Origin of the sequence: Streptomyces sp. NBC_00654 (assembly GCF_026341775.1) — a bacterium.
GTDB lineage: Bacteria > Actinomycetota > Actinomycetes > Streptomycetales > Streptomycetaceae > Streptomyces.
In genome coordinates, this window is the sequence record NZ_JAPEOB010000002.1 from 347185 (window position 1) to 368289 (window position 21105).

Here is a 21105-nt window from a genome sequence, read left to right on the forward strand (position 1 = left end):
CTCCGCGCAGAGTTGCACGGGAGTCATCATCGGCGCGGTCCCCAAAGTGCCGACCTGTCCGCATCTCTGGAGCGATCTCTCCGTAGTTCTACCACTTCCTGCCTCCCTGTTCAGCGTGCCCATCTGCGACTTCCCTCGTTGTGATGACTAGGGGTCATCACCGATGCCTCTATCGCATCGGCGAGTTGCGAGGTGGAGAGCCGCTCATGAGCACGACGATCGACCTGCCGACCCGCCGGACGCGGCGTTCAGAGCCTGGGAGTTCGGCCCACTGGGTGCCGGACGGGGTAGCCCGGCTCCGGTCCCCATCGGTGGTCTTCGAGCAGACCCTCACCGGGTTCGGCGACAGTCAGCGGGCCCGGCATCTCGACCCGGACACGATCCGTGGTCGGGAGCGGACCGTGCGGCAGCTACAGGCGTTCTCGGGAGCCTTCCCATGGCAGCCCACTTGGGGTGCGCCGCTGTACGACCGATGGTCGGCGGCCCTCTCGGAGAAGGTGGCTACCTCAACGGTGATCGCCCACCAGCAGAAGGTCGGGCTTTATCTGACGTATCTGTGCGAGCCGGCATACGGCTGGCGCGAGGTCTGCCAGGAACTGTTCGGCACATTCAACGAGCGGGCTCTGTGGGACCTGAACCGGGTTCGGCACTCACAGGAGTACGTCGGCCGACCGAACCGGAACCGCCCGCTGACGCGGCCGGAGATCCGCTCACTGATCGGACAGATCGATCCGGAGATCCGGCGGCTGCAGGCGGCCGGTCACAAGGGGGCTCTGTCGGCGGCGCGGGACCTTGCCCTGGTGACGACCACGTACGCGTGGGGGTTGCGGCGACGGGAGGCCGCCCGGCTCGACCTGCACGACTGGCGTCGGCAGCCCCGACTTCCGGAGTTCGGGGACTTCGGGGGTCTGGCGGTGCGCTGGGGCAAGGCGATGGCCGGGCAGCCGCCGCGCCGCCGAACAGTGGTGTCCGTGTGGCCGTGGGCCGTATCCACGGTCCGGTTCTACGTCGAGCACGTACGGCCGTTGTTCTACCAGGGCCGTCGGGACGACGGCGTCATGTTCCCCACCGAGCGAGGCTCGCGGATCAGCGAGCGGTCGCTCAACGACCGGTTCGCACACTGGCGGGACAAGGCTGGCCTGGCCGAGGAACTTGGCCCCCACTGTCTTCGACACATTGTCTCTGCTTAGTTTCCGTGTGGCGATTGACTCCAGCTGAGCTAGTGACCAGGGTGTTTGGGCTTTGCGCTCGGCTGTGTGGTGTTTCTACTGTCAGCGCTCGTGATCCTGAACTTCTTCTCGCCCCGGGGCTGGGAGTCCTGACGTCGAGCCTCGGCCGTTGATCCCCGAGGGGATGCCCGTGCTCATCGGCGACGACCTGGGCTTCGAGGACGGCCCGGCTGTGCCGCGGTCGGCGGCGGTGGTGAACCGGTGGTTGCGTGAGCTCCCGGCCAGCGGGGCGCCGGCGCCGAGCTCGTGGGAGAACATCTGCTGACGAAACGCGCCAAGGTCTTCTACCTTGGGCCCGCGAACTACTGCTGGTTCACCGACCCGTCCCGGGCACTCTGCCTCAAACTGGCCGGCACCCCACGGCCGACCGGCCGCTGATCGGGATGTGTGACTCTCGAAGCCCAAATCGCCCGACTCAAGACGGAGAACGCCAAGCTCAAGGAACGGCTGGCCGCGTCGGAGCAGACGATCGACGAGCTCACGGACTTCCGCACCCAGGTCCTGGCCCAGCTCGTCGCCCAGCACGAGGAGATCGTTCATCTCCGAGAGTCCGCCGCTGGGACGAGCCGCGTCAGCTGCCTTCCCACATCGCGAACCACAATGGGATCCAGAACTGGCGACCTCGCGCAATCGTGCATCGCGTATTCCTCTGTGTATGAGGTATCGCGGTCACCGTGTGTGTTTACCGGCCTTGGCGGCGAGGCGGACGGTGGTCTCCCTCCGCAGCCGAACAGCGACTCCTCGATCACCGACGCCGAGACCCCGTGAACGGTGGTGAGGTGTGTGAATTCTCCACGCGGCCTACCTCGGTTCTTCTACAGTCCGTGTCACGGGATGGTGACTTCTTGGAGGTGCGGTTTGGATCCGGTGGTTGCGGCGACGGGGACTGCGTTGGTGGCGGCGATGGCGACGGACGCCTGGCAGCAGGCCCGCGTCGCGGTGGTGCGGTTATGGCGGCGAGCGCGTCCGGAGCAGGCCGGGGCGGTAGAAGGAGAGTTGGAAGAGGTCCGACTCGGGGTGATGGCTGCCCGTGAGGCTGGGGACAGCGACACGGAGCAGGCGTTCGCCGGGCAGTGGCGGCTGCGGTTCCAACAGCTTTTGCACGAGGACCCGCACCTGGCCGAGGAACTGCGGCGGCTGTTGGACGAGGATCTCACTCCTACTCTCGCCGACCGTGAGCGGAACGGCATAGCGTCGATCGTGATGAACGCGAAGGCTGACGGGGGTGCGAGGGTGTACCAGGCTGGCCGCGACCAGCACATCTCCGAAGCGTGAGCGAGGCCGACGGTGAGCCGGTCCCCCCTGCTGGCGTTATGCAGGGGCGGGCTGACGGCGGAGGGCGCGTATATCAGGCCGGGCGCGATCAGTACATCACCCATTACACCAGTCCAGCACCCGCGCCGGGCGGCTGCGCCCCCCTCCATGTGGACACGCTGGTCGCGGACCGTGCCGACTTCATCGGCCGAGAGCGGGAACTGGCCTGGTTGCACTCGGTTCTACCCCCTGAGGGTGAGAAAACGGCGGTCGTGATCTCTGCCATCGGTGGCATCGGGGGCGTCGGCAAGACCGCACTCGCGGTGCATGCCGCGCACCAGTTCATGGACCGTTTCCCTGACATCCGGTTGTACATCGACCTGCACGGCTACGACCCAGCAGGGCACCCCCCGACAGCTCCGAACGCTGTCCTTGGCGAATTCCTGGATCTGCTTGGCGTCCCTCCGGACCGAGTTCCGGCCGGGCTGGACGCGCGAGCGGCTACGTTCCGAAACCTGCTTGCCTCACGCCAAGTCCTGCTGGTGCTGGACAATGCCCGAGACGAGCAGCAGGTCCGCCCGTTGCTGCCCGGTTCACCTGGCTGCTTTGTACTGGTGACCAGCCGCAACCGCCTGTCCGGGCTGGAAGCCAAGCACCTGGACCTGGACGTGTTCTCCGAAGCCGAAGCGCTTGTGCTGCTCAAACAGATTGTCGGTGACGTCCGGGTTGAAGCGGAGCCGCACGACGCTGCTGATATCTGCCGCCTTGTGGGTTATCTCGGGCTTGGCTTGTCGGTAGCCGCGCACAAGCTGCGCTCCCGTCCCACCTGGACGCTCGCTTTTTACGCCGCTCGACTCCGGAGCGAGCATGGCTGCCTTCGGGAACTGTCCGTTGGCGACCGAGCCGTGGCTGCAGCGCTCGCGCTCTCGTACGCGCCCCTTCCCGAACCGCATCGACGTCTCTTCCGCCTCTTGGCATCGCATCCCGGGGACTCGTACACGCCGCATTCCACAGCCGCTCTGCTTGATGCTTCCCCGCAGGAGGCGGAAGACGTCCTCGAGGACCTGCTCGATCAGTACATGGTCCAACAGCGCGAGCACGGCCGCTATCACATGCACGACCTCTTGAGGGCCTTCGCCCGCACGTGCGCCGACACCGAAGATGCTCCCGAAGCCACATGCGCAGCAGTAGAGCGGCTGGCCTGCTGGTACCTCGTCACGGCGGATACGGCTCGCCGGCTCCTCTCCCCAACCGATCCCGAACGCACCTTCGAGGCGGTGGCCGAACCGCGTCACCCGCTTCCAATGACAGATCATGCGCAGGCACTGAGCTGGTGTGAGGCCGAACGGAAAACGCTGGCCGCCCTCGTGCGAGCCACGGCCAAAGCCGGGCTGGACAAGCTCACCTGGCAAATACCTTGGATACTGTTCTCCTTCTTCCGACTCCGCGGTCACTACGGCGATTGGGTCTCCACTCATTTGCTCGCCTTGGAGGCGGCAGAGCGCCTGGATCACCCGGCTGCCCGCGCGAACACGCTCAACAACCTCGGGCTGGCGTACTGGCGACTTCGTCGCTTGGATGACGCGATCACCTGCTACGAGCAGGCTCTGCCCCTGCACCGTGGAGTCGGTAACCAAGTAAATGAAGCCAATTCTCTTACCAACCTCGGCCTTGTCTATTGGGAACTGCAGCGTTATAACGAGGCGATCTCGTGCCACCGGCGAGCGCTCCACCTTCGCTGGGAGACCGGCGACCGCCAGGGTGAAGGCGCCACGTTGAATAACCTCGGGCTTGTCTATGTTGAGATGGGGCTGTGTGACGAGGGCCTGGTCTACTACCAGCAGGCACTGCTGCTTCGCCAGCAGGCTGATGACCGGCGAGGCCAAGGCATCACGCTGGACAACATAGGCATCGCTTACCGCGACACTGGGTTGCTCGTCGAGGCTCTCACCTACCTACTCCAGGCGCTGGATATTCGCCGGGACATAGGTGACCGTGAGGGTGTCGCCAACACGCTGAAGAGCCTCGGCGAGACCTACCTGCAGGCCGGAGACACGGCGAAGGCCAGGGCTTGCTGGATCGAGTCCGCAGCGCTCTATGACGCCTTGGGTGTCCCAGAGGCTGCTGAGGTCCGCAGTCGGCTTTCCATCCTTGATGCGATTTGACGGTTCATCATACTGGAGCCGTTACTCGAAGCAACGGTTAACTCCCGGTAGCAGTCTGTGATCGGGAGCTGCAGCTGAGACATCCCAAAGGGTGTGATCTATCTCATGGGCGGCGCTTTCCGCTACAGCACACCTCGCGATCTGCGTGGCAAAAGGTGCACAGTCGGCACCCCTACACAATCGCTACACAAGGTCGTATGCACACGGTCTCTGCGGGCACAAGGCACACGTACGTCACCAGGCTCATCGAGTCGGGCTACGACGCGGGGTTCGTCACCGAGCAGGTCGGCCACTCTCACGCCGCCACGACGGCTATCTACACGGCGCTCAGCAGCGAGTACCAGAACTTGCAGGTCCGCCAGCACCTGGAGGCGGCCGAGGCCGAGGTGCTCCGTCTCGCGTTCGCTCAGGCCGATCTCGAGGCGGAGTGCGATGAGGAGCTGGCGAGCACCCTCGCCCCGCAGGGTAACGACTCCCGGAGGGGCGCGTGATGAGGGCCGTGCCCGCACCGGAGCCCCATTCGGAAGGCGTCAGGGCCAGCTCAAGACCACAGTACGAGTGGCGGCTGCGCGAGCTGATGGCCGTCCGGAAGAACTGGTACACCACCACCAAGCTGACCGAGGCCCTGCACGAGCATGGCTTCGACTTCGACCGAAGCCACATCTATCGGCTGGTCAGCGGCGACAAGCCTCCCAAGATGCCGGTCGATCTGTTGCTGGCACTGTGCAAGATCCTCGGCTGCCGGTTCGAGGAACTCGTCGTCGAGGTCGCTTCGGCGGAGAGCAACGTGGCGCTGCCCGAACAGGCCGGCCCGCGTCCGCTGCTGCCGGAGTCGCCGATGCTCGACGCCGGCTTCTTCGACGCCGAAGCCTGACCGGCCCCCATGGCGGTGGACAAGAGCCAGCAGCGGGGACGCGGCTCGTGCGACGACTGCGGCCGCGAGCGATATCTGCGGGTGAACACGCGCTCGATTCAGCTGTGCGCGACTTGTTCCGATCGCCGCCGGCCAACCGAGGAGTGCATCGACTGCCGACAGCACCGGGTGCCCTACGCTCGGACCGCTGCCGGCCCGGTATGTCAGGCGTGCCAACGACGCCGCAACGCCCAGCCGTGCGCCCGATGTGGCCAGCTCCGAGTCGTGACGGCGCGGCTGGAGGATGGCAAACCGTTGTGTCAAACCTGCTGGAAGAAGCAGCAGATCGGCGAGCCATGCGTCGGCTGCGGCGAGGTACGCGCGGTCCACCAGCGTGGCGAGAGTGGACCGCTGTGTGAACGCTGCTACCGCCAGCGCACGCCTCGCCTGAAGTGTGCGGTCTGCGGCGAGGTTCGCCAGATGCAGAGCGCGGCGAAGAGGGTCTGCCGCCGTTGCGCCGCGTTGATGCGCACGCATGAGCCCTGTCGGGACTGCGGCAAGAGCCGGGAAGTCGCCCACCGCGACGAGCGCGGTCCCCAGTGCCGGTACTGCCGAAGCCGCGACCGTTCCCGCCCCTGCGCACGGTGCGGCACGACCGCCGTGATCGTCGCCCGCGGTCCCGACGGGCCTCTGTGCGCCCGCTGCCGCCGCCAGGACCGGTTTCCCGAACACCCCTGCCGGGACTGCGGGCTGCGTACCGCAGAGGTCACCACCGTCGAAGACGGGATCCCGCGCTGTGCATCCTGCTACGGGAAGATGCGGGTTCCTTGCAGTCGCTGTGGCGCCATCGCCCGTGCCAACCGCCGCTGGCCCGAAGGGCCGGTCTGCCGGGCATGTGTCGACCAAGTGCTGGCCAGCCCCGCCGTCTGCTCCCGCTGCCAGCAGCCCAGCATCGCCTTCCAACACAACGATGGCGGCCCCATGTGCCCTGAGTGTGCCGGCGTCCGCTTCTCCTACCGCTGCCGCACCTGCCACGGCTTCGCGCGACTCGAATCCGACGCGCGCTGCCGCGCCTGCACCGCACAGACCCGACTGGCTGGCCTCACCACCGACCCGGTCACCGGCGCCACACCCGATTGGCTGCAGCCACTCGTCGACGAGCTGGCCGCCTACGAGAACCCGTCGAGTCTCGACGCCTACCTCCGCGGCCCCGGCGGAGAACTGATCAGACAGCTCGCTACGGGTTCCCTCCTGCCAGAGCACGAGGCCCTCGACGAGCTGCGGCAGACCGCCTCGGTCAACCACCTACGGGATGTACTCACCCTGGTCGGCATCCTGCCCCCGCGCGACGAACAACTTGCCCAACTCACCCGCGACATCATCGTCCACGCCAGCGCACTCGACCCCGGCAACCGGCTCATCCTCACCCGCTACGGCCGTTGGTCCCTGATGCCACTCGCCCAGCACGCCATCCGTCACGGCAAGCCCCTGACCAAGGGACAACGCGCCTATCTCCTGCGTCGCCTCCGTGTCGCCCGACAGTTCCTCGGCCATCTCCACAGCTGCGGCGTCCTCCTGGCCGATTGCACGCAGGCCCGCTGCGACCGATGGGTCACCCAGCACAGCCACTACCAGGCAGAACTCCGTCAGTTCCTGGTCTGGTCGGCTGACGCCCGCCTGTCCCCGCCACGCATCGCCATCGCTGCAGCCCAGCGCGCTGAAGATCGCTCGATCATGAGCGACACCGAACGTGTCCTGGCTGCCCTGCGACTGGAGACCGACGAGACCGTCCCTCTCGCCGACCGCGTCGCCGGATGTCTGGTCCTCCAGTACGGGCAGCTGTGCACCCGCATCGTCAGCCTCACACTGGACGACGTCCAGCACCACCCGAACGAGCCCGACACTCTCGGCCTGCTCTTCGGACGTGATCCGCTCTGGCTCCGGCCTCGCCTGTCTGCGCTGCTGCAACGGCTGATCGACAGCCGCACACCACCGACCGTCATCGCCCGTGCCCGCGCGACCCCCTACCTCTTCCCCGGCATGCGCCCCGGCCGTCACCTCACTGCGAACGCCCTGAGTGAGCGACTCATCCGCCACGGCATCCCTGCCACACGCCTCGCCCGCAACGGTGCTTGGCTCTCCCTGGTCAGCTCCGTGCACTGGAAGCTGCTCGCCGACCTCATCGGCACCTGCAACGCCACGGCCCACCGCTGGCACCAGCACTCCGCCACAGACCGCGCGAGCTACGTCGCCATGCGGATGAAGGACCGACCACCACCCCCCGCCCCTGAGTGACTACAGGCTCACATGTCGAATATCCCGTTTCGCCGTAATGGCCTCGGATCTCCGAATGTCCCATGTGAGGGACACAGCGCTTCTGGTCTCTCGGCCCTGTCCCTGAAGGCCGACGCCGCCGCGGATGTCATGCCCGGGACCGCAGTCATCCGCCGGCGTCACCGGGGTTCGACACCGCCCGCAGTGGGACCTCGTGTTTTGCGCGACCCAGCTGGTGCTGGCCGCCATGAACTTCCGGAAGTACGCTCCGGCCCCGCCGCCGATGATGCCGTAGCCAGTGGCGTCCGCGACCCACGCCAGGGTTACGAGGGCCTGCTCGGTTCGCGTCATGGTGACCGGAGTACCTTGGCGACCCCAAATCCGCAAGGACAGGTCGTTGCTGGCCGTTGCCAGGTAGACGCCGTCGGGCGAATACGACCGACATGCTCGTGCCGGTGGTGCACTGCCGTTTCTACGGCGTCGGGGGTTGCTGTCGCTGCCGCATGCGCGCTGACAGGCTCCCGTCGCGTCCGGCACGGCGACCTCTCTCTGCCGGGCCGTTCGGCGTCACCGGTGATGACGAATGCCTCGTCGACATCCGTTCTTGTGACTTGGCTCAGTTGCTGGCGGAGGCAGAGGCTGCTCGATCCAGCCAATCTGACCATTCCCGCCCGTGGCACGTGCGGGTCACGACAGAGTGGTCCGTTATGGGTTACAGGGGTCGTTGGTTGCGTGTGGTGCCGTGGGGTGTGTGCGCGGCGGCTGCCGTATGGCTGGTCATCAGCGGCATCGTAGGCGGGTGGGACAAAGCGGATCAGAAGGCTAGCGTGGTCGGCGCGGTGAGCGGTCTGGTGGCTCTTGTGCTGACAATTCCGGCCCGGCCGGGCCGGAATGCCGATGTGGGGCTGGGTACCGTTGCCGACGACCTTGCGCTCGCGGTGAAGCGGCAGTGGGACGACGAGGTCGAGGCCAGGCGCTTGAACGATCCGTATCCTCTGCCCGTCGCCTGGCGTACGGCCGATGCGGCCCTGACCGAGCCCTGGGCCCGGCTGACGGGCCTGGCCAGTGACTGGCCCGGCACCCCGCCCGGCGATCCCGCCGGGTGGCCTGCGAACGAGGCCGATCTGGCGGGACACTACGTGCAGATCCGCGAGGTCTTCGTTAACCGTGTGCCTACCCGTCGGCTGGTCGTGCTCGGCGAGCCCGGCTCCGGCAAGACCGTGCTACTCATCCGCCTGCTCCAGGATCTGATGCAGCACCGGCAGGATGGCGAACCTGTACCGGTCCTGTTCTCCCTCGCCTCTTGGGACCCCACCCACGATCCCCTCGAATCCTGGCTGGCCGAACAGCTACGACGCAGTCACCCAGGACTGCGTGCCCCAGCACCGACCACCACCGCCACACTAGGCACCCGCCCGCTCGATCTGGCTCAGGCGCTGCTGGCAACCGGAAGCATCGTCCCGCTGCTCGACGGCTTCGACGAGCTACCCCCCGCCCTGCACACCGTGGCGCTGGACACCCTCAACCGGACCATGCCCGCCCGACAGCCCCTGGTCCTGTCCAGCCGCGCCGTCCCCTACCGCACAGCCCTGGCCAGGCCCGACGCAACGGTCCGGCTCAACGGCGCAGCCGGCATCCACCTGCTCCCCCTCACACCTCAGACCGCCGCCGACTACCTCCGCCGCGACGCAGGCGGTCCCCACGCCCCCGCCGCCAACCGCTGGAACCAGGTAATTACCCACCTGGGCACCAACACCCCTGCCGGACAAGCACTGAGCACCCCATTCGGACTGTTCCTGGCCCGCACCATCTACAACCCCCGCCCCCAAGCCACGCCCGGACCCTACGGGCCCTGACCCCGGAGTTTGGACACCGGAGAGACTTGGATCTTGATGGTCCAGGAGAACGGAGTCCCTGTGGGGATGAAGCACTATCCCACCGAGTTCAAGGCGGACGCGGTGGCGCTCTACCAGTCGCGTCCGGGAGCGACGATCAAGTCGGTTGCCACCGATCTCGGGGTGAACACCGAGACGCTGCGGAACTGGATCCGGGCCGCCGACGGACGCCGTGCCGGTGCCCACTCCGCGCCTGCGGCTGCGCCGCAGCCTGGCGGCGAGCTGGTTCAGGCGGAGCTGGCCGCCGCGCGCAAGAGGATCCGCGAGCTGGAGGAAGAACGCGACATCCTCCGCAAGGCGGCCCGGTATTTCGCGACGGAGACGCGCTGGTGACCCGCTGCCAGTTCGTTGAAGATCATCAGCGCCGGTTCGGCGTCAAGCGGCTCTGTGACATTCTCGGGATCTCCCGCTCGAGCTTCTACTACTGGCGCCGGACCGCCCCTGCCAGGGTGGCCCGGCAGGCCGCTGACGCCCAGCTCGCCGCCCGGATACGCAAGGTCCACGAGGACTCCGACGGCACCTACGGCGCCCCGAGAATCACCGCTGAGCTCCGCGACGACGGCGGCCAGGCGGTCAACCACAAGCGGGTTGCGAGGATCATGCGGACGATCGGGCTCGAGGGCGTCCGGCTGCGGCGCCGGCAGCGCACCACCGTCGCGGACCCGGCCGCGCCGAAGGCGCCGGACCTGATCGGGCGTGACTTCACCGCCACGGCCCCGAACACGAAGTACGTCGGCGACATCACCTACCTGAGGATCGGTGGCGGGAAGTTCTGCTATCTCGCGACCGTCATCGACCTCTGCTCGAGACGCCTGGCGGGGTGGGCAGTCGCCGATCACATGCGGACCGAACTCGTTACCGACGCCCTGGCCGCCGCCGAGCGGACCCGCGGGAGCCTGGCCGGGGCGGTGATGCACACCGACCACGGCTCGCAATACACGAGCCGAGAATTCGCCGAAGCCTGCAGGTCAGCAGGGGTCCGTCAGAGCATGAGCGCGGTCGGGTCCAGCGCGGACAACGCACTGGCGGAGTCGTTCAACGCGACCTTCAAAAGAGAGACGCTGAAGGGGCAAAGGGGCTGGCCAAGCGAGCGTGAGGCCCGGCTCGACGCCTTCCGATGGCTGACCCGATACAACACCCGACGCCGGCATTCCCGCCTCGGACAACGCTCCCCGATCGCCTACGAGACCACCTTCCACCCACTATCAACTACCCTGACCCGAGCCGCATAGATGTGTTCAAGCTCCGGGGTCAAGGCCCAACTCTGCGACACCGCCGCCTACCCCACCCGTGCCGCCCTGGACACCCACCTGCTCAACGCCTACATCCCCGCCGCCTACAGCCCTCACAACCCCAACCCGTCCCCCTGGACCAAACTCCAGGCCCATCGCACCCTCACCTTTCTTGCCCACCACCTGGAAAACCACCGCGACGGCACCCCCAACCTCGCCTGGTGGGAACTCCACTACGCTGTCTCCGCCCGCACCAAACGCATCATCTACGGTGTGCTCGGCGGCATCGGGATTGTTTTCCTTGCCGTGTCCACCGGTGACCCGTGGGGCGGCTTTGTATTTGGGTTCTCCCTCGTACTCGCCTCCACCGCCCTGTCCCTGCTACTGCCCGCAATCCGGCGCACCCCAGGCACAGGTCTGAACCTGGCCCTCCGCGCGCTCGCCTACAGCCTCACTCTGATCCTCTTCTGGATGGCGCTTAGCCTTCTCATGAAGATCTTGCTAGACATCGAGACGGCAAGGTGGAGGGGCTTGTCCACGCCATACCTCTTCATCGGAGGGGCTGCCATCATGCCGCTAACCTTCTTCGGACGGACACGTACAGGGGCACCCAAAGTGCGAATCCGCTGGTCGCTCGGCTCCACGCTGATCGGGTTGCTTTGGGTGCCTGGCCTGACCATCCTCGGCGTACTTGCGGTAGGAATTATTTACGGTGCCAGTGCCAGTTCCAAAGATACATCTGTGTGGACCTATTTTTCTGGAATGTATGCAGCTATCGGGGCCCTTTCGGGATTTTTTCTCGGGACTATGAGTGCGTTGTTGCACATAGTCGCCCGAGGGGTTAGGTCGGAGCCTTCCGACCTAACCACCGAGGTCGGAGCTGCCCCGCTGCTTGCCCGGGATCGCCGCATCTGCCTTATGTTCGCACCGATGGGGGGCATCGCCTCCGGGCCCTTCACCATATTGGCCGGTGCCTCGCGCGAAGCGGCAGTCGTGGTCGGCTGCGGGGTGATTATTGGTCTGACGGTCGGCGCTTACCATACAGCTTGGGCAGACTTCGTGGCATCAAGGACCTACCTTGCGATACGGCGCAGAGTGCCCTGGCGCCTCATGCCGTTTCTCCAGGATGCGCACGAACACCGCGGTGTGCTGCGGCAAATCGGAACCGTCTACCAGTTCCGGCACATCGAACTGCAACGCCACCTTGCTCAGCAGCCCTGGCCACCAGTCACATAGGAACATTCGCCGGGCATCCACCGAATCCCGCGTCCCCTATACCTACGGGGTCGACAGCGCGCCCGCTTTGACGTTCTCGGTCACACGGTAAACCCAACAGGGACAGCGGCCAACCGTTCGCTGGTCCGCTGACAGGATAGGGAATCGCGGGATATTCAGCTCGCTCGAACACTCAGTGCGATGGCGACAATCATCTACCCACCTCGGTATTGGTGACAGGTAGCGTGCCGAATCGGTGAAGATTTCCGTGCATCGAGTTCGTAACACGATCTTGTTGAAGCGTCCTGGTTGGCCGTGACCGGTGTGTGATTTGGCCGTTCGTGAGGGTGTGCTTACTCGACCTTGACTCGTGGACGACGAGTTGTGGGCGTTGATCGAGCCGTCGCTGCCGCCGTGGCCGGAGCGGTCGCCAGTGCCGCGGCCGGTGCCGGATCGTCTCTGTCTGCAGGGGATCCTGTTCGTCCTCCACAACGATATAGCCTGGCAACTTCTGCCGCTGGAGCTGGGGTTCGGCTCGTGTCAAACGTGCTGGCGACACCTGGACCGGTGGCAGAAGGCGGGATCTTCAACCAGTTGCACCGGGTCCTGCTCGCGGAGCTGAACGCGGCCAGCGAGCTCGACTGGTCACGGGCGTGCGTGGACGGTCTCATGTCCGTGCGAAAGCGGGCGCCGACACCGGCCCGTAGCCGGTCGCCCCGGCACCCTGCTCGGCGACAAGGGCTACGCCTCCAACCCGAACCGCGACAAACGCCTCGCCGTCCGATGAGGGCACCGCACCGAACTCTACGACGCCTTCACCTCCCTCGCCTGCAGCCTCATCTGCTGGAGACGCCTCAAGAAGGCCCGGCCGTGATCGTGTTACGAGCTCTACAGAGAACGAGAGCGGGATCAGCGCTATCTCCGAGGGAACGATCAGACAGGAGTTCGTCTCGCCATGCTGCCCCTTGGGCCGGACAAGGGCCGTCGTCAACAAGAAAGGGACATACGAAACGCGAACCTACAGTGACCGTGCTCCTGTCAGCAGAAGAGGGCAAACCACCCCAAAGAAGTCAGCTGTGCGGAACCATTCGACGAGGCCAAATACTGCGCTGCACCAGATCCTCGACCCCGAGACCGGATTCGCCGTGCTGCCGGGTGGCAAGACGGAGGCGCAGGACCACGGCGACCCCGTGTCCACCCTGCTGCGCGAAGCCGAGGAAGAGGCGGCCGCCCAGCTGGGCAGGCCTCTGCGCCTCGGGCACGTCACCGATCCCTCAGCCCGCCTCGGTTACCTGCGCTACGGTGCGGCACTCACCGGCGTGTGAGTGTCACTACTGCGCACGCCTTGCGGCGTCGGCCGATCGGCGAACTGACCGTGGAGGACGTGCGCTTGTTGATAGGGCAGGGCATTGGCCTGCCCTACCTCCTGCCACTGGCACTGGCACTGGCACTGGCACTGGCACTGGAGGTGCTTCGGGAGAACCCGATGGCGGAGGGGCACATGTACGAAGGTGATCTGCTGTCCGCGGTCCTTGCCACGAACCCATCGGTCTGGGACGAGTTTCCCGACCTCTGCAGAGAGCTTCGCGCGATCGTCTTGAAGTCGGCTGGCCTTCCCCCTGACCTGCGACGGAAGGTTGAGTTCTTCCTGGCTCCATAGAGCACCGGCGCAGAACGTTCCCCCTCGAAGCGAAGGTCGGCGTGCTCCTGCGAGACGTCTCGCAGGAGCACACGCGGGCCCGGACGTGTCGCCGGTCGGCCACGGGCGGGCCGACGGACCATGATGCCGGTCATCGCCCATCGGATCACGGTCTCTGAGCGGGCCGGGCTAGGGCGTGTGTCGAAAGTCCCGCCTGGCTCGCGACGCCCGGCACGCGCGCTCGCCGCGTTGTCGGCGTTGTCCGTGTTGTTGGAGTGTTCTCGTACGTCCAGTACGAGGACACTCCTCCGCCTTGCGATCGCACGCACCGGACGCCGTGAGCCCCGCCCTTCGGGCGGACGGCGCTACTTTCGACACACGCCCCCAGGGCCTGTCCGACGGGTCAGGCCCTGATGCCTGTCCAACAGGGCTTTGGGCTTGCGCTTTCCGTTGCGGCAACTTCTACGGTCATGTGTGTGGCCGGAGAGACCGGCCCGGCGAGGGAGGCACCGGCAATGGCCTGGTCGATCGCGGAGGTGGCGCGGATGTCCAAGGCGACATCGCGGACGCTACGGCACTACGACGAGATCGGCCTGCTGCCGCCCGCATGGATCGGGAGCAACGGGCACCGCTACTACGAGGAGGCCGATCTACTGCGGTTGCAGCAGATCCTGCTGATGCGGGAGCTGGACCTGGGGCTGCGCGAGATCCAGGCGGTCCTGGACAGCCAGCTCGACCAGGTGGCCGTGCTCCGTGAGCACCACCAACGGCTGCTCGCGGAACGGGACCGCCTGGAGACGCTGGCCCGTACGGTCGGCCTCACCATCGCCGAACTGGAAGAAGGTAAGGACAAGGGTCATATGACGAAGATCAACAAGCCGGAGAACCTGTTCGAGGGGTTCCAGCCCCCCTCCGAGGCCGAGGCCGAGGTACGGGAGCGGTGGCCGCAGGCGTGGGAGCAGTCCCGGCAGGCCGTCGAGGCGATGACCTCCGAGGACACGGAGCGCTGGCAGCGTGAGGTGACGGCGCAGATGATCCGTATGGCGGAGTTCATGGTGGCTGGCACGCCGGTATCCGACCCGGCGGTACAGGCCGAAGTGGACGCCAACTACCAGGGCATCTGCCGGTTCTGGACCCCGACCGCGGCCGCGTACAAGGGAGTGGGCCAGACCTATGTCGACGACCCGCAGATGCGGGCCAACTTCGACAAGATCGCCGACGGTCTCGCCGTCTACCAGCGCGATGCGATGACCGTGTATGCCGATGCCCGGCTGAGCTGACCGCACGCGCCTAAGGGCTGTTCGGTGGGTCATGAGCGCAGCCGGAGGCGAATGGCTGCGACGGTCACGGTGCCGTGGAAGATGTATGCCCTCCTATCGAATCGGGTGGCTACGGCACGGAAGCCCTTGAGGGCGTTGATCGTTCGCTCGACTTCATTCCTGCGCTTGTGGAGCGACTTGTCGAAGTCGGTGGGCCGACCGCCCCGGCTGGCACGGTGCTGCCTGTTGGCCCGCTGGTTTCTCGGTTCGGGAATGGTGTGCTTGATCTTGCGTCTGCACAGGTACCGGCGGTTACGGCGGGATGAGTACGCCTTATCGCCGCTGCGGTGATCAGGCCGGGTGCGCGGGTGACCGCCACCCGGCCGTGGTACGCGAACGCGCTCAAGGACCGGGATCAACTGAGGTGCGTCGCCCCTCTGCCCTGGTGTGATCAGCACCGCCAGGGGCCGGCAGCCGCCGTCTCCGATGAGATGAATTCTCGTGGTCAGACCTCCCCTGGACCGGCCGAGAGCCTCGTCGGGGCGATGCTGAGCGGGCAGGATCCGTTTCCTTGGAATTCGCGGCGGACGCCTTCGAGCCCCGGCGGCATGCTGATGGGCCCGGCAGGTCGACGGGTCAATGCCGACCATGCTCCGGTCGATACGTTCCTCGGCGTCTGCGTCGGTCTGGACGGCACGCAGGACGTTCTCCCAGGTGCCGTCCGCCGACCAGCGCCGATGCCGGTCGTGGCAGGTCTTCCACTTCCCGAAGCGCGTCGGCAGGTCGCGCCGAGAAATGCCGGTGCGCTGGCGGAAGAGGATGCCGTTGACTATCTTGCGATGGCACTTCCACCGCCCGCCCCGTCCCACGTTCTTCGGAAGGGTGCGGCTCCAACCGAGCCCACTGCGCGTCAGAAAGATCGCCGCGCCCCACACCAGCCGGAAAGATCTCGCCCATCGCCGGTCACACGACCCATCGGACAGGCTCTAGTCTCGTAGTCACGTGCGAGGCCGCGGTGGGACGTGAGCCACAAGAAAGTGCGCTCGACCGCCCGTCTCTCGGGCTGAACCTGGAATCCGCGCTGGCCCAGGGCCGCGCTCGATCTCCAGCTCACGAGCTCACGGCCGAGGATCGTCCGTGACCACTCCACGAGGCGGCCGGCCAAGCCCTGGTCCGCCCAGATCCTCAGCGCACCCGGGCTGGTCCAGGCGAGTCCACAGCGACGAACGCTGCCGCATCGCTCGCAAGGGCGAGAAAGCCCCTGCTCAGGCGGGTCGGCGGTGGCATGTGGAGCGGACACATGCCGGGCAGAACGCCTTCCGTCGCCCGGCACGCTGCTGTGAGCGCCGCGCCGTGGTCGCCGACGCGTTCTTCGACCTCGTCGACACCGTCATCACCGTCCGCGGTCTGATCCGCCGGGCATCGGCCATCCACCGCCGGCACACCCGACCCCACCACCGCCCTTGAACCGCCGACGTTGGCACGCCCTCAGAGGTGCGGTACTTGGCCATTCCGACCTGAGCGCCGAGCGCAACCACCGGGGACGGCCCGCCCGCCACCACTCATGCCTCGATGCCACGCCGTGCGATGTCGGCGGCGATGCCGTCCAGCACGCCGGCAAGGCCTGCGGCGAAGAGGGCGTCGAGGTCCCAGGGGTTGGCGCCCGCGAGCATTGCGGGGCCGAGCCGTGGGTACGCGCCGGACTCGTAGAGCGAACTGTGTCCGTCGTCCGGCTCGTGGGACGTTCGCCGACCGGTGCTTCGAGCCTGCCGTTCCGCCTCCACGTCGCTGACGTAGGTCAGGGCCACCCCCTGTACGTAGGAGGCGAACATGAACATGTAACGGAACGCGTCAGCGGGTTCGAGACCGAGTCCGTCGAACGCGGAGAAGGCGCTCTCGCTGTCCGCGGCGAGTGCCGGGCTGGAGTGCGTCCAGGCCGTCACCAGGACCTTCGACAGGACCCATGGGTGGCGGTGGTACAGCTCCCAGTCGCGGTAGGCGGCCCGTTCGAGGCCGTGTCGCCAGTTCCGCGGCGGTGTGTCGGGCAGCGGGACGCCTGTCAGTGCGGCCTCCACCATCAGGGCCACCAGGTCGTCCTTGGACGCAACGTACCTGTACAGGGCCATCGTGCTCGCGCCGAGGTCCGTGGCGACGCGGCGCATCGACAGAGCGTCGAGCCCCTCCGTGTCCGCGACATCGATCCCGGCCCGCACGATGCGCTCGACGGTCAGCTGGGGTGCACTGCCGCCGGCGTCCGGCGCACCACCGCCCAGGACGCCTCCCTCCGGGAACCCGGTCGACGCGTCGGTCCTTCGCGCCCGGTAGGCCCGTGTCCGGCAGGCCTGGGAGCAGTACCGTCGCGGCCGCCCCCGTTCCGCAGGTTCCAGACCTCGTCCGCAGGACTCACATACGGACTGCTCCGACATCACCACACTCCTTTTCGTCACACACCCGATGTTGTGACGAAAGTCTAGCTCACCCGGCGCAGCGAACCACGTGAACCCAGGTACCAGCAGGTAAAGAAGGCTCTTGCAGGAAAGGGTACCTTCCCGCTTATGCTGTACACGGCGTGACGCGTACCGAGTACGCGAAGGGTGACGGAATTTATGGTCGCCAGTCTTCCGCCACCGATCGAAGGAACAGGAGTGAGTGAAGGGCATGGCCGAAGTGAGCAAGAGAGCCGGAGCGCGGCAGTGGATCGGGCTCGCCGTCCTGGTGTTGCCGTGCGTCCTGGCGTCCATGGACATGTCCGTCATGTTCGTCACGCTCCCGTCCCTGACGGCCGACCTCCACCCGAGCAGTGCGGAACTGCTGTGGATCATGGACTCGTACGGCTTCCTGCTGGCCGGCCTACTGATCACGATGGGTACCCTCGGTGACCGGATCGGGCGGCGGCGCGTGCTGCTGATCGGCGCTGCGGCCTTCGGCCTCGCCTCGATCCTGGCGGCCTGCTCGACCGGCCCCGAGACGCTCATCGCGACCCGCGCGCTCATGGGCATCGCCGGATCCACGTTGGCCCCCTCCACTCTCTCCCTGATCCGGAACATGTTCTCCGACGAACGCCAGCGGGCCACCGCTGTAGGCGTCTGGACAGCCGGTTTCGCCGGCGGTGCTGTCCTCGGCCCCATCATCGGCGGTCTGCTCCTCGAGCACTTCTGGTGGGGCTCGGTCTTCCTGATCAACGCGCCCGTGATGATCCTGCTGCTGGTACTCGGACCGCTGCTGCTGCCCGAGTACCGCGACCCCGAGCCGGGCCGCTTCGACCTGCTCGGCGCGCTGCTGTCCCTGGTGGCCGTTCTCGCCGTGATCTACGGCGTCAAGGCGACGGCGGAGCACGGCTTCGCCTGGCCCGGCACAGTCTGCATCGCTGCCGGACTCGGCGTGGGAGCACTGTTCGTCCGTCGCCAGCGCACGGCCGCCCATCCGATGATCGACCTCGCGTTGTTCCGCACTCGCCGGTTCAACGTGCCGCTGCTCATCGACGCCCTGGCGACCTTCGCGATGGTCGGCTTCTCGTTGTTCAATTGGCAGTTCATGCAGCTCGTCCTGGGCATGAGTCCGTTCGAGTCGGCCCTGTGGTCACTGCCCACGTTCCTCGTGATGCCCGTGGGCATCGCCCTGGCCACCGCGATGGCGCCGCGCGTCGGCAAGCCGAACGTGATGGCCGCCGGGCTGGTGGTGGCGGCCGCCGGTTACGTCGCGCTGGCTCTTGTCGAGACCGACTCGAGCATCGTGCACCTGGTGAGCGCCCTGGCTGTGGTCTCCATCGGCATCGGCGGCGTGTCCGCCGTGGTCACCGAGGTGATCCTGTCGGCCGCGCCGCCCGAGCGGGCCGGGGCGGCCTCCGCACTGGCGGAGACCTCCGCCGAGTTCGGCGGCGCGCTGGGTATCGCGGTTCTGGGCAGTATCGGCACAGCCGTCTATCGCTCACACATGGAGTCCCAGGCCCCCGCCGGCCTCACCCCCGAGCAGCGGGCGGGCGCGGAGGAGACTCTCGGCGCCGCCGCCGAAACCGCTGCGGCCCTGCCGCACCGGACCGCAGAGGCTCTGCGCAGGGTGGCCTTCGACGCCTTCAGCCACGAGATGCGGATCGCTGCGGTGGCCGCCCTCGTAGTAACAGCCGGCGGAGCGATCCTGATCGCCACCCTGCTCCGAGGCAGCCAAGCGGCCCGGACCCGTGGCTGGGCAGCAGAGGAGGCGGAGCACCTGGCAGAACCGGGCCGACACGACGAGGCCGATGGACTGCCTGCCAGGACGCCCGCCCCGTAGCCCCTCGGGCCGGGCGTGGGTGCCATGGATGCCATGGGCGCCTGAGAACGTGCACATGCCCGTGGTGGCATAGGAAGCCAACAACGAACGTGGTCAGTCCGTGCAGCGTCCTGAAACCCCTTCTCACCGGCGAAGCGTGGTGAGCAGGCGTGTCGACACCACGACACACAAGATTCCTTCATTCCCACCCGTCTCGATACACGTGGTACCCGTGTGCAACGTGCCAGGAGGAGCCATGCGCCCCATGACCAGGGAAGAGGTGCGCGGCGCGATCGTGAACCTGGACCCGACCGAGAAGAAGGTCCGGCTACCGGCCTGGTTCGACGACGCCCCGTGGCATCGGATCGACTACCTCGGATGGCGAGATCTGCGCGCTCCGAAGCGCGCCTACCTCGTCACCGAGGCTGATGGCCGGGCGTGGGGAGTGCTGCTGCGGCAGGCCCCGAATGACGCGGCACACGGATCGCGCGCGATGATGTGCGATCTGTGCCGGTCCGTCCGCCGGTTCAACGAGGTGTCCCTGTTCACCGCTCAACTCCCCTCACGCGACAAACGCGAACGCCTCAACGCAGTCGGCCTTCTCCTGTGCACCGATCTCGACTGTGCGGTGAAGATGCACACCAAGCCGATCCGCCACAGTTTCGATCCCTCGCTCGATGAAACCATCAGGGCACGCCGCGAAGGCATGCGTTCACGCACGATCGCCTTCATCCGTTCGGTGTCCACCCCCGGGCAGACCAAGAGACACAGAAGGTGAACGTGCGCTCGACCCGCTGGTATTGCTCGGGGCGGGGAGTCTGCCGCCGCCAGGGCCGATGACTTCGTGTTCACGAGGGCTCCGCGAGAGGGACCGCCACACGCTGATGACGGGAAGCACCACTTGTCGACCGTGGTGCGCATCCGTCAGCGTGCGTCCCCGGCCGAACGGGCGCCCGTCGCCGGGCCTCACTTCCCCGCAGCAGCCGGGCAGTTGTCAGTTGTACGGCATCCACCCCCCGTGGCCATGCGTGAGCGTCACCACCGTTCGGAGCCGCGGGCGATGGCACGTGAAGGTCTCGGGCCGCGACCGGCAGGGACCTCCGATCCCGGCGAACAGAGCGCGGCAGAACAGGAAGTTGACCCGATTTCAGGCCATGCTCAGATCATGGTCCTGACGCGGGCAGCCGGATGAACCCCGAAGGATCTTCACGTACAGGGCTCATTCACAGCGGAATCTCCACTTTGTGATCCGCGGAGCGTCGGCGCGGAGGGGGACCGAGGCCGGCGGTCCCCGCATGACCTGCGAAGACATGTCCATATGACAGCCAACCAAAAATTCCCTCCTTCTGTGAACGGCCGCTCCCCCTGTAGGCATGGTCGCGGCGGCACCAAACAACCTGGGGGGCCGCCTCATTCATGTTCCTGGGGGGATTCACCATGTCCAGACTCACCCGCCGTCAGGCCCTCGGGGCCGTCACCGGCGCCGCCGCGGGCATAGCGCTCGTCGGTGTGGCCACCGCGTCCGCGGACAGCGCGCCCGACAAGGCGAACGGCAAGGCGGCCGCACCCGGCGGCACCGGAGGGCCGGCGCCCTTCGACGAGATCTTCCAGGGGCGGCGCATCCAGGGTCTGCCCGCCGATGCTCATGCCCACGCCGGACACGGCACCGGCTACCGCGTCCTGGTCGATGGCCGCGAACTCCATGTGATGCAGCACGGGAAGAGCGGCTGGAGCAGCCCGATCAACCACTACGAGAGATTCGCCGGCCCGCTCGACGCCGCTCGCACCGCGGTCACCTCGCTCAAGGGCGCCTCCGTCGTTCCCTTCGACCCCACATCCTGA

The 21105-nt window shown here is 66.9% G+C and carries 18 protein-coding genes and 3 pseudogenes; 18 read left to right on the forward strand and 3 right to left on the reverse strand.

All coding sequences use genetic code 11. The features are described from left to right. Positions 1-206 precede the first annotated feature (206 nt). The 14 genes and pseudogenes from OHA98_RS21685 to OHA98_RS21750 all read left to right on the forward strand — a co-directional run bounded on the left by OHA98_RS21685 (position 207) and on the right by OHA98_RS21750 (position 15036). Positions 207-1190, forward strand: coding sequence for a tyrosine-type recombinase/integrase (locus OHA98_RS21685; RefSeq protein ID WP_266928398.1), 984 nt, complete (start codon positions 207-209; stop codon positions 1188-1190). A gap of 426 nt (positions 1191-1616) precedes the next feature. Continuing rightward, positions 1617-1997 carry a hypothetical protein gene (locus tag OHA98_RS21690; RefSeq protein ID WP_266928399.1) on the forward strand — a complete coding sequence of 127 codons (381 nt, stop codon included), beginning with the start codon at positions 1617-1619 and terminating at the stop codon, positions 1995-1997. Positions 1998-2132: 135 nt separating this feature from the next. Further along, positions 2133-2504, forward strand: a complete 372-nt coding sequence (locus OHA98_RS21695) for a hypothetical protein (protein WP_266928400.1) — start codon at positions 2133-2135, stop codon at positions 2502-2504. Continuing rightward, on the forward strand, positions 2501-4648 hold the full coding sequence (locus OHA98_RS21700) for a tetratricopeptide repeat protein (protein WP_266928401.1): 2148 nt from the start codon (positions 2501-2503) through the stop codon (positions 4646-4648). The genes OHA98_RS21695 and OHA98_RS21700 overlap by 4 nt, the downstream gene beginning before the upstream one ends. Positions 4649-4722: 74 nt before the next feature. Further along, positions 4723-5139, forward strand: a complete 417-nt coding sequence (locus tag OHA98_RS21705; protein ID WP_266930837.1) for a tyrosine-type recombinase/integrase — start codon at positions 4723-4725, stop codon at positions 5137-5139. An 8-nt stretch (positions 5140-5147) separates the two neighbouring features. Next, entirely contained in the window at positions 5148-5522 is a 375-nt protein-coding gene (locus OHA98_RS21710; protein ID WP_266928402.1) for a helix-turn-helix transcriptional regulator, read from the forward strand. Between the two features lie 960 nt (positions 5523-6482). Continuing rightward, positions 6483-7796 carry a hypothetical protein gene (locus tag OHA98_RS21715; RefSeq protein WP_266928403.1) on the forward strand — a complete coding sequence of 438 codons (1314 nt, stop codon included), beginning with the start codon at positions 6483-6485 and terminating at the stop codon, positions 7794-7796. A gap of 839 nt (positions 7797-8635) precedes the next feature. Next, complete coding sequence (locus tag OHA98_RS21720) at positions 8636-9631, forward strand: NACHT domain-containing NTPase (RefSeq protein WP_266928404.1); 996 nt, start codon at positions 8636-8638, stop codon at positions 9629-9631. A 60-nt stretch (positions 9632-9691) separates the two neighbouring features. After that, a protein-coding gene (locus OHA98_RS21725) for an IS3 family transposase (RefSeq protein ID WP_266928405.1) occupies positions 9692-10902 on the forward strand; the annotation gives its coding sequence in 2 pieces (ribosomal slippage) (positions 9692-9983 and positions 9983-10902; 1212 coding nt in all). Beyond that, positions 10903-12138, forward strand: a complete 1236-nt coding sequence (locus tag OHA98_RS21730) for a hypothetical protein (RefSeq protein WP_266928407.1) — start codon at positions 10903-10905, stop codon at positions 12136-12138. A 349-nt stretch (positions 12139-12487) separates the two neighbouring features. Beyond that, a pseudogene (locus OHA98_RS21735) lies at positions 12488-12991 on the forward strand (transposase). 202 nt (positions 12992-13193) lie between these two features. Then, positions 13194-13442 (forward strand): hypothetical protein, encoded by a 249-nt coding sequence (locus OHA98_RS21740; protein ID WP_266928408.1) that lies wholly within the window; start codon positions 13194-13196, stop codon positions 13440-13442. Next, positions 13439-13777 carry a contact-dependent growth inhibition system immunity protein gene (locus OHA98_RS21745; RefSeq protein ID WP_266928410.1) on the forward strand — a complete coding sequence of 113 codons (339 nt, stop codon included), beginning with the start codon at positions 13439-13441 and terminating at the stop codon, positions 13775-13777. The genes OHA98_RS21740 and OHA98_RS21745 overlap by 4 nt, the downstream gene beginning before the upstream one ends. Positions 13778-14271: 494 nt before the next feature. After that, positions 14272-15036 (forward strand): MerR family transcriptional regulator, encoded by a 765-nt coding sequence (locus OHA98_RS21750; RefSeq protein ID WP_266930838.1) that lies wholly within the window; start codon positions 14272-14274, stop codon positions 15034-15036. 29 nt (positions 15037-15065) lie between these two features. On the opposite strand, the gene OHA98_RS21755 is transcribed toward OHA98_RS21750, so the two are convergent. Together OHA98_RS21755 and OHA98_RS42735 are read right to left on the reverse strand one after the other, a co-directional pair. Beyond that, positions 15066-15948, reverse strand: a protein-coding gene (locus tag OHA98_RS21755; RefSeq protein WP_266930840.1) for an IS5 family transposase whose coding sequence is annotated in 2 segments (ribosomal slippage) — positions 15066-15899 and positions 15901-15948 — 882 coding nt in all. Because the reading frame shifts where the segments join, the coding sequence is not laid out codon by codon here. A gap of 55 nt (positions 15949-16003) precedes the next feature. After that, a pseudogene (locus OHA98_RS42735) lies at positions 16004-16099 on the reverse strand (IS5/IS1182 family transposase); the annotation flags it as partial. Positions 16100-16242: 143 nt separating this feature from the next. Here OHA98_RS42735 and OHA98_RS21760 point away from each other — a divergent pair. Beyond that, positions 16243-16482 (forward strand): annotated as a pseudogene (locus tag OHA98_RS21760) (IS5/IS1182 family transposase); the annotation flags it as partial. A gap of 95 nt (positions 16483-16577) precedes the next feature. Here OHA98_RS21760 and OHA98_RS21765 read toward each other — a convergent pair. Continuing rightward, positions 16578-17441, reverse strand: a complete 864-nt coding sequence (locus tag OHA98_RS21765) for a TetR/AcrR family transcriptional regulator (protein WP_266928411.1) — start codon at positions 17439-17441, stop codon at positions 16578-16580. Positions 17442-17673: 232 nt separating this feature from the next. Here OHA98_RS21765 and OHA98_RS21770 point away from each other — a divergent pair, with 232 nt between their 5' ends. The 3 genes from OHA98_RS21770 (at position 17674) to OHA98_RS21780 (ending at position 21105) form a co-directional block, all read left to right on the forward strand. After that, positions 17674-19284 carry an MFS transporter gene (locus OHA98_RS21770; RefSeq protein WP_266928413.1) on the forward strand — a complete coding sequence of 537 codons (1611 nt, stop codon included), beginning with the start codon at positions 17674-17676 and terminating at the stop codon, positions 19282-19284. Positions 19285-19519: 235 nt separating this feature from the next. Next, the gene (locus OHA98_RS21775; RefSeq protein WP_323179618.1) at positions 19520-20041 is read left to right on the forward strand and encodes an FBP domain-containing protein; all 522 of its coding nucleotides are present in this window, start codon (positions 19520-19522) and stop codon (positions 20039-20041) included. Positions 20042-20700: 659 nt separating this feature from the next. Beyond that, positions 20701-21105: a tyrosinase cofactor gene (locus OHA98_RS21780; protein WP_266928416.1), complete on the forward strand. Its 405-nt coding sequence runs from the start codon at positions 20701-20703 to the stop codon at positions 21103-21105.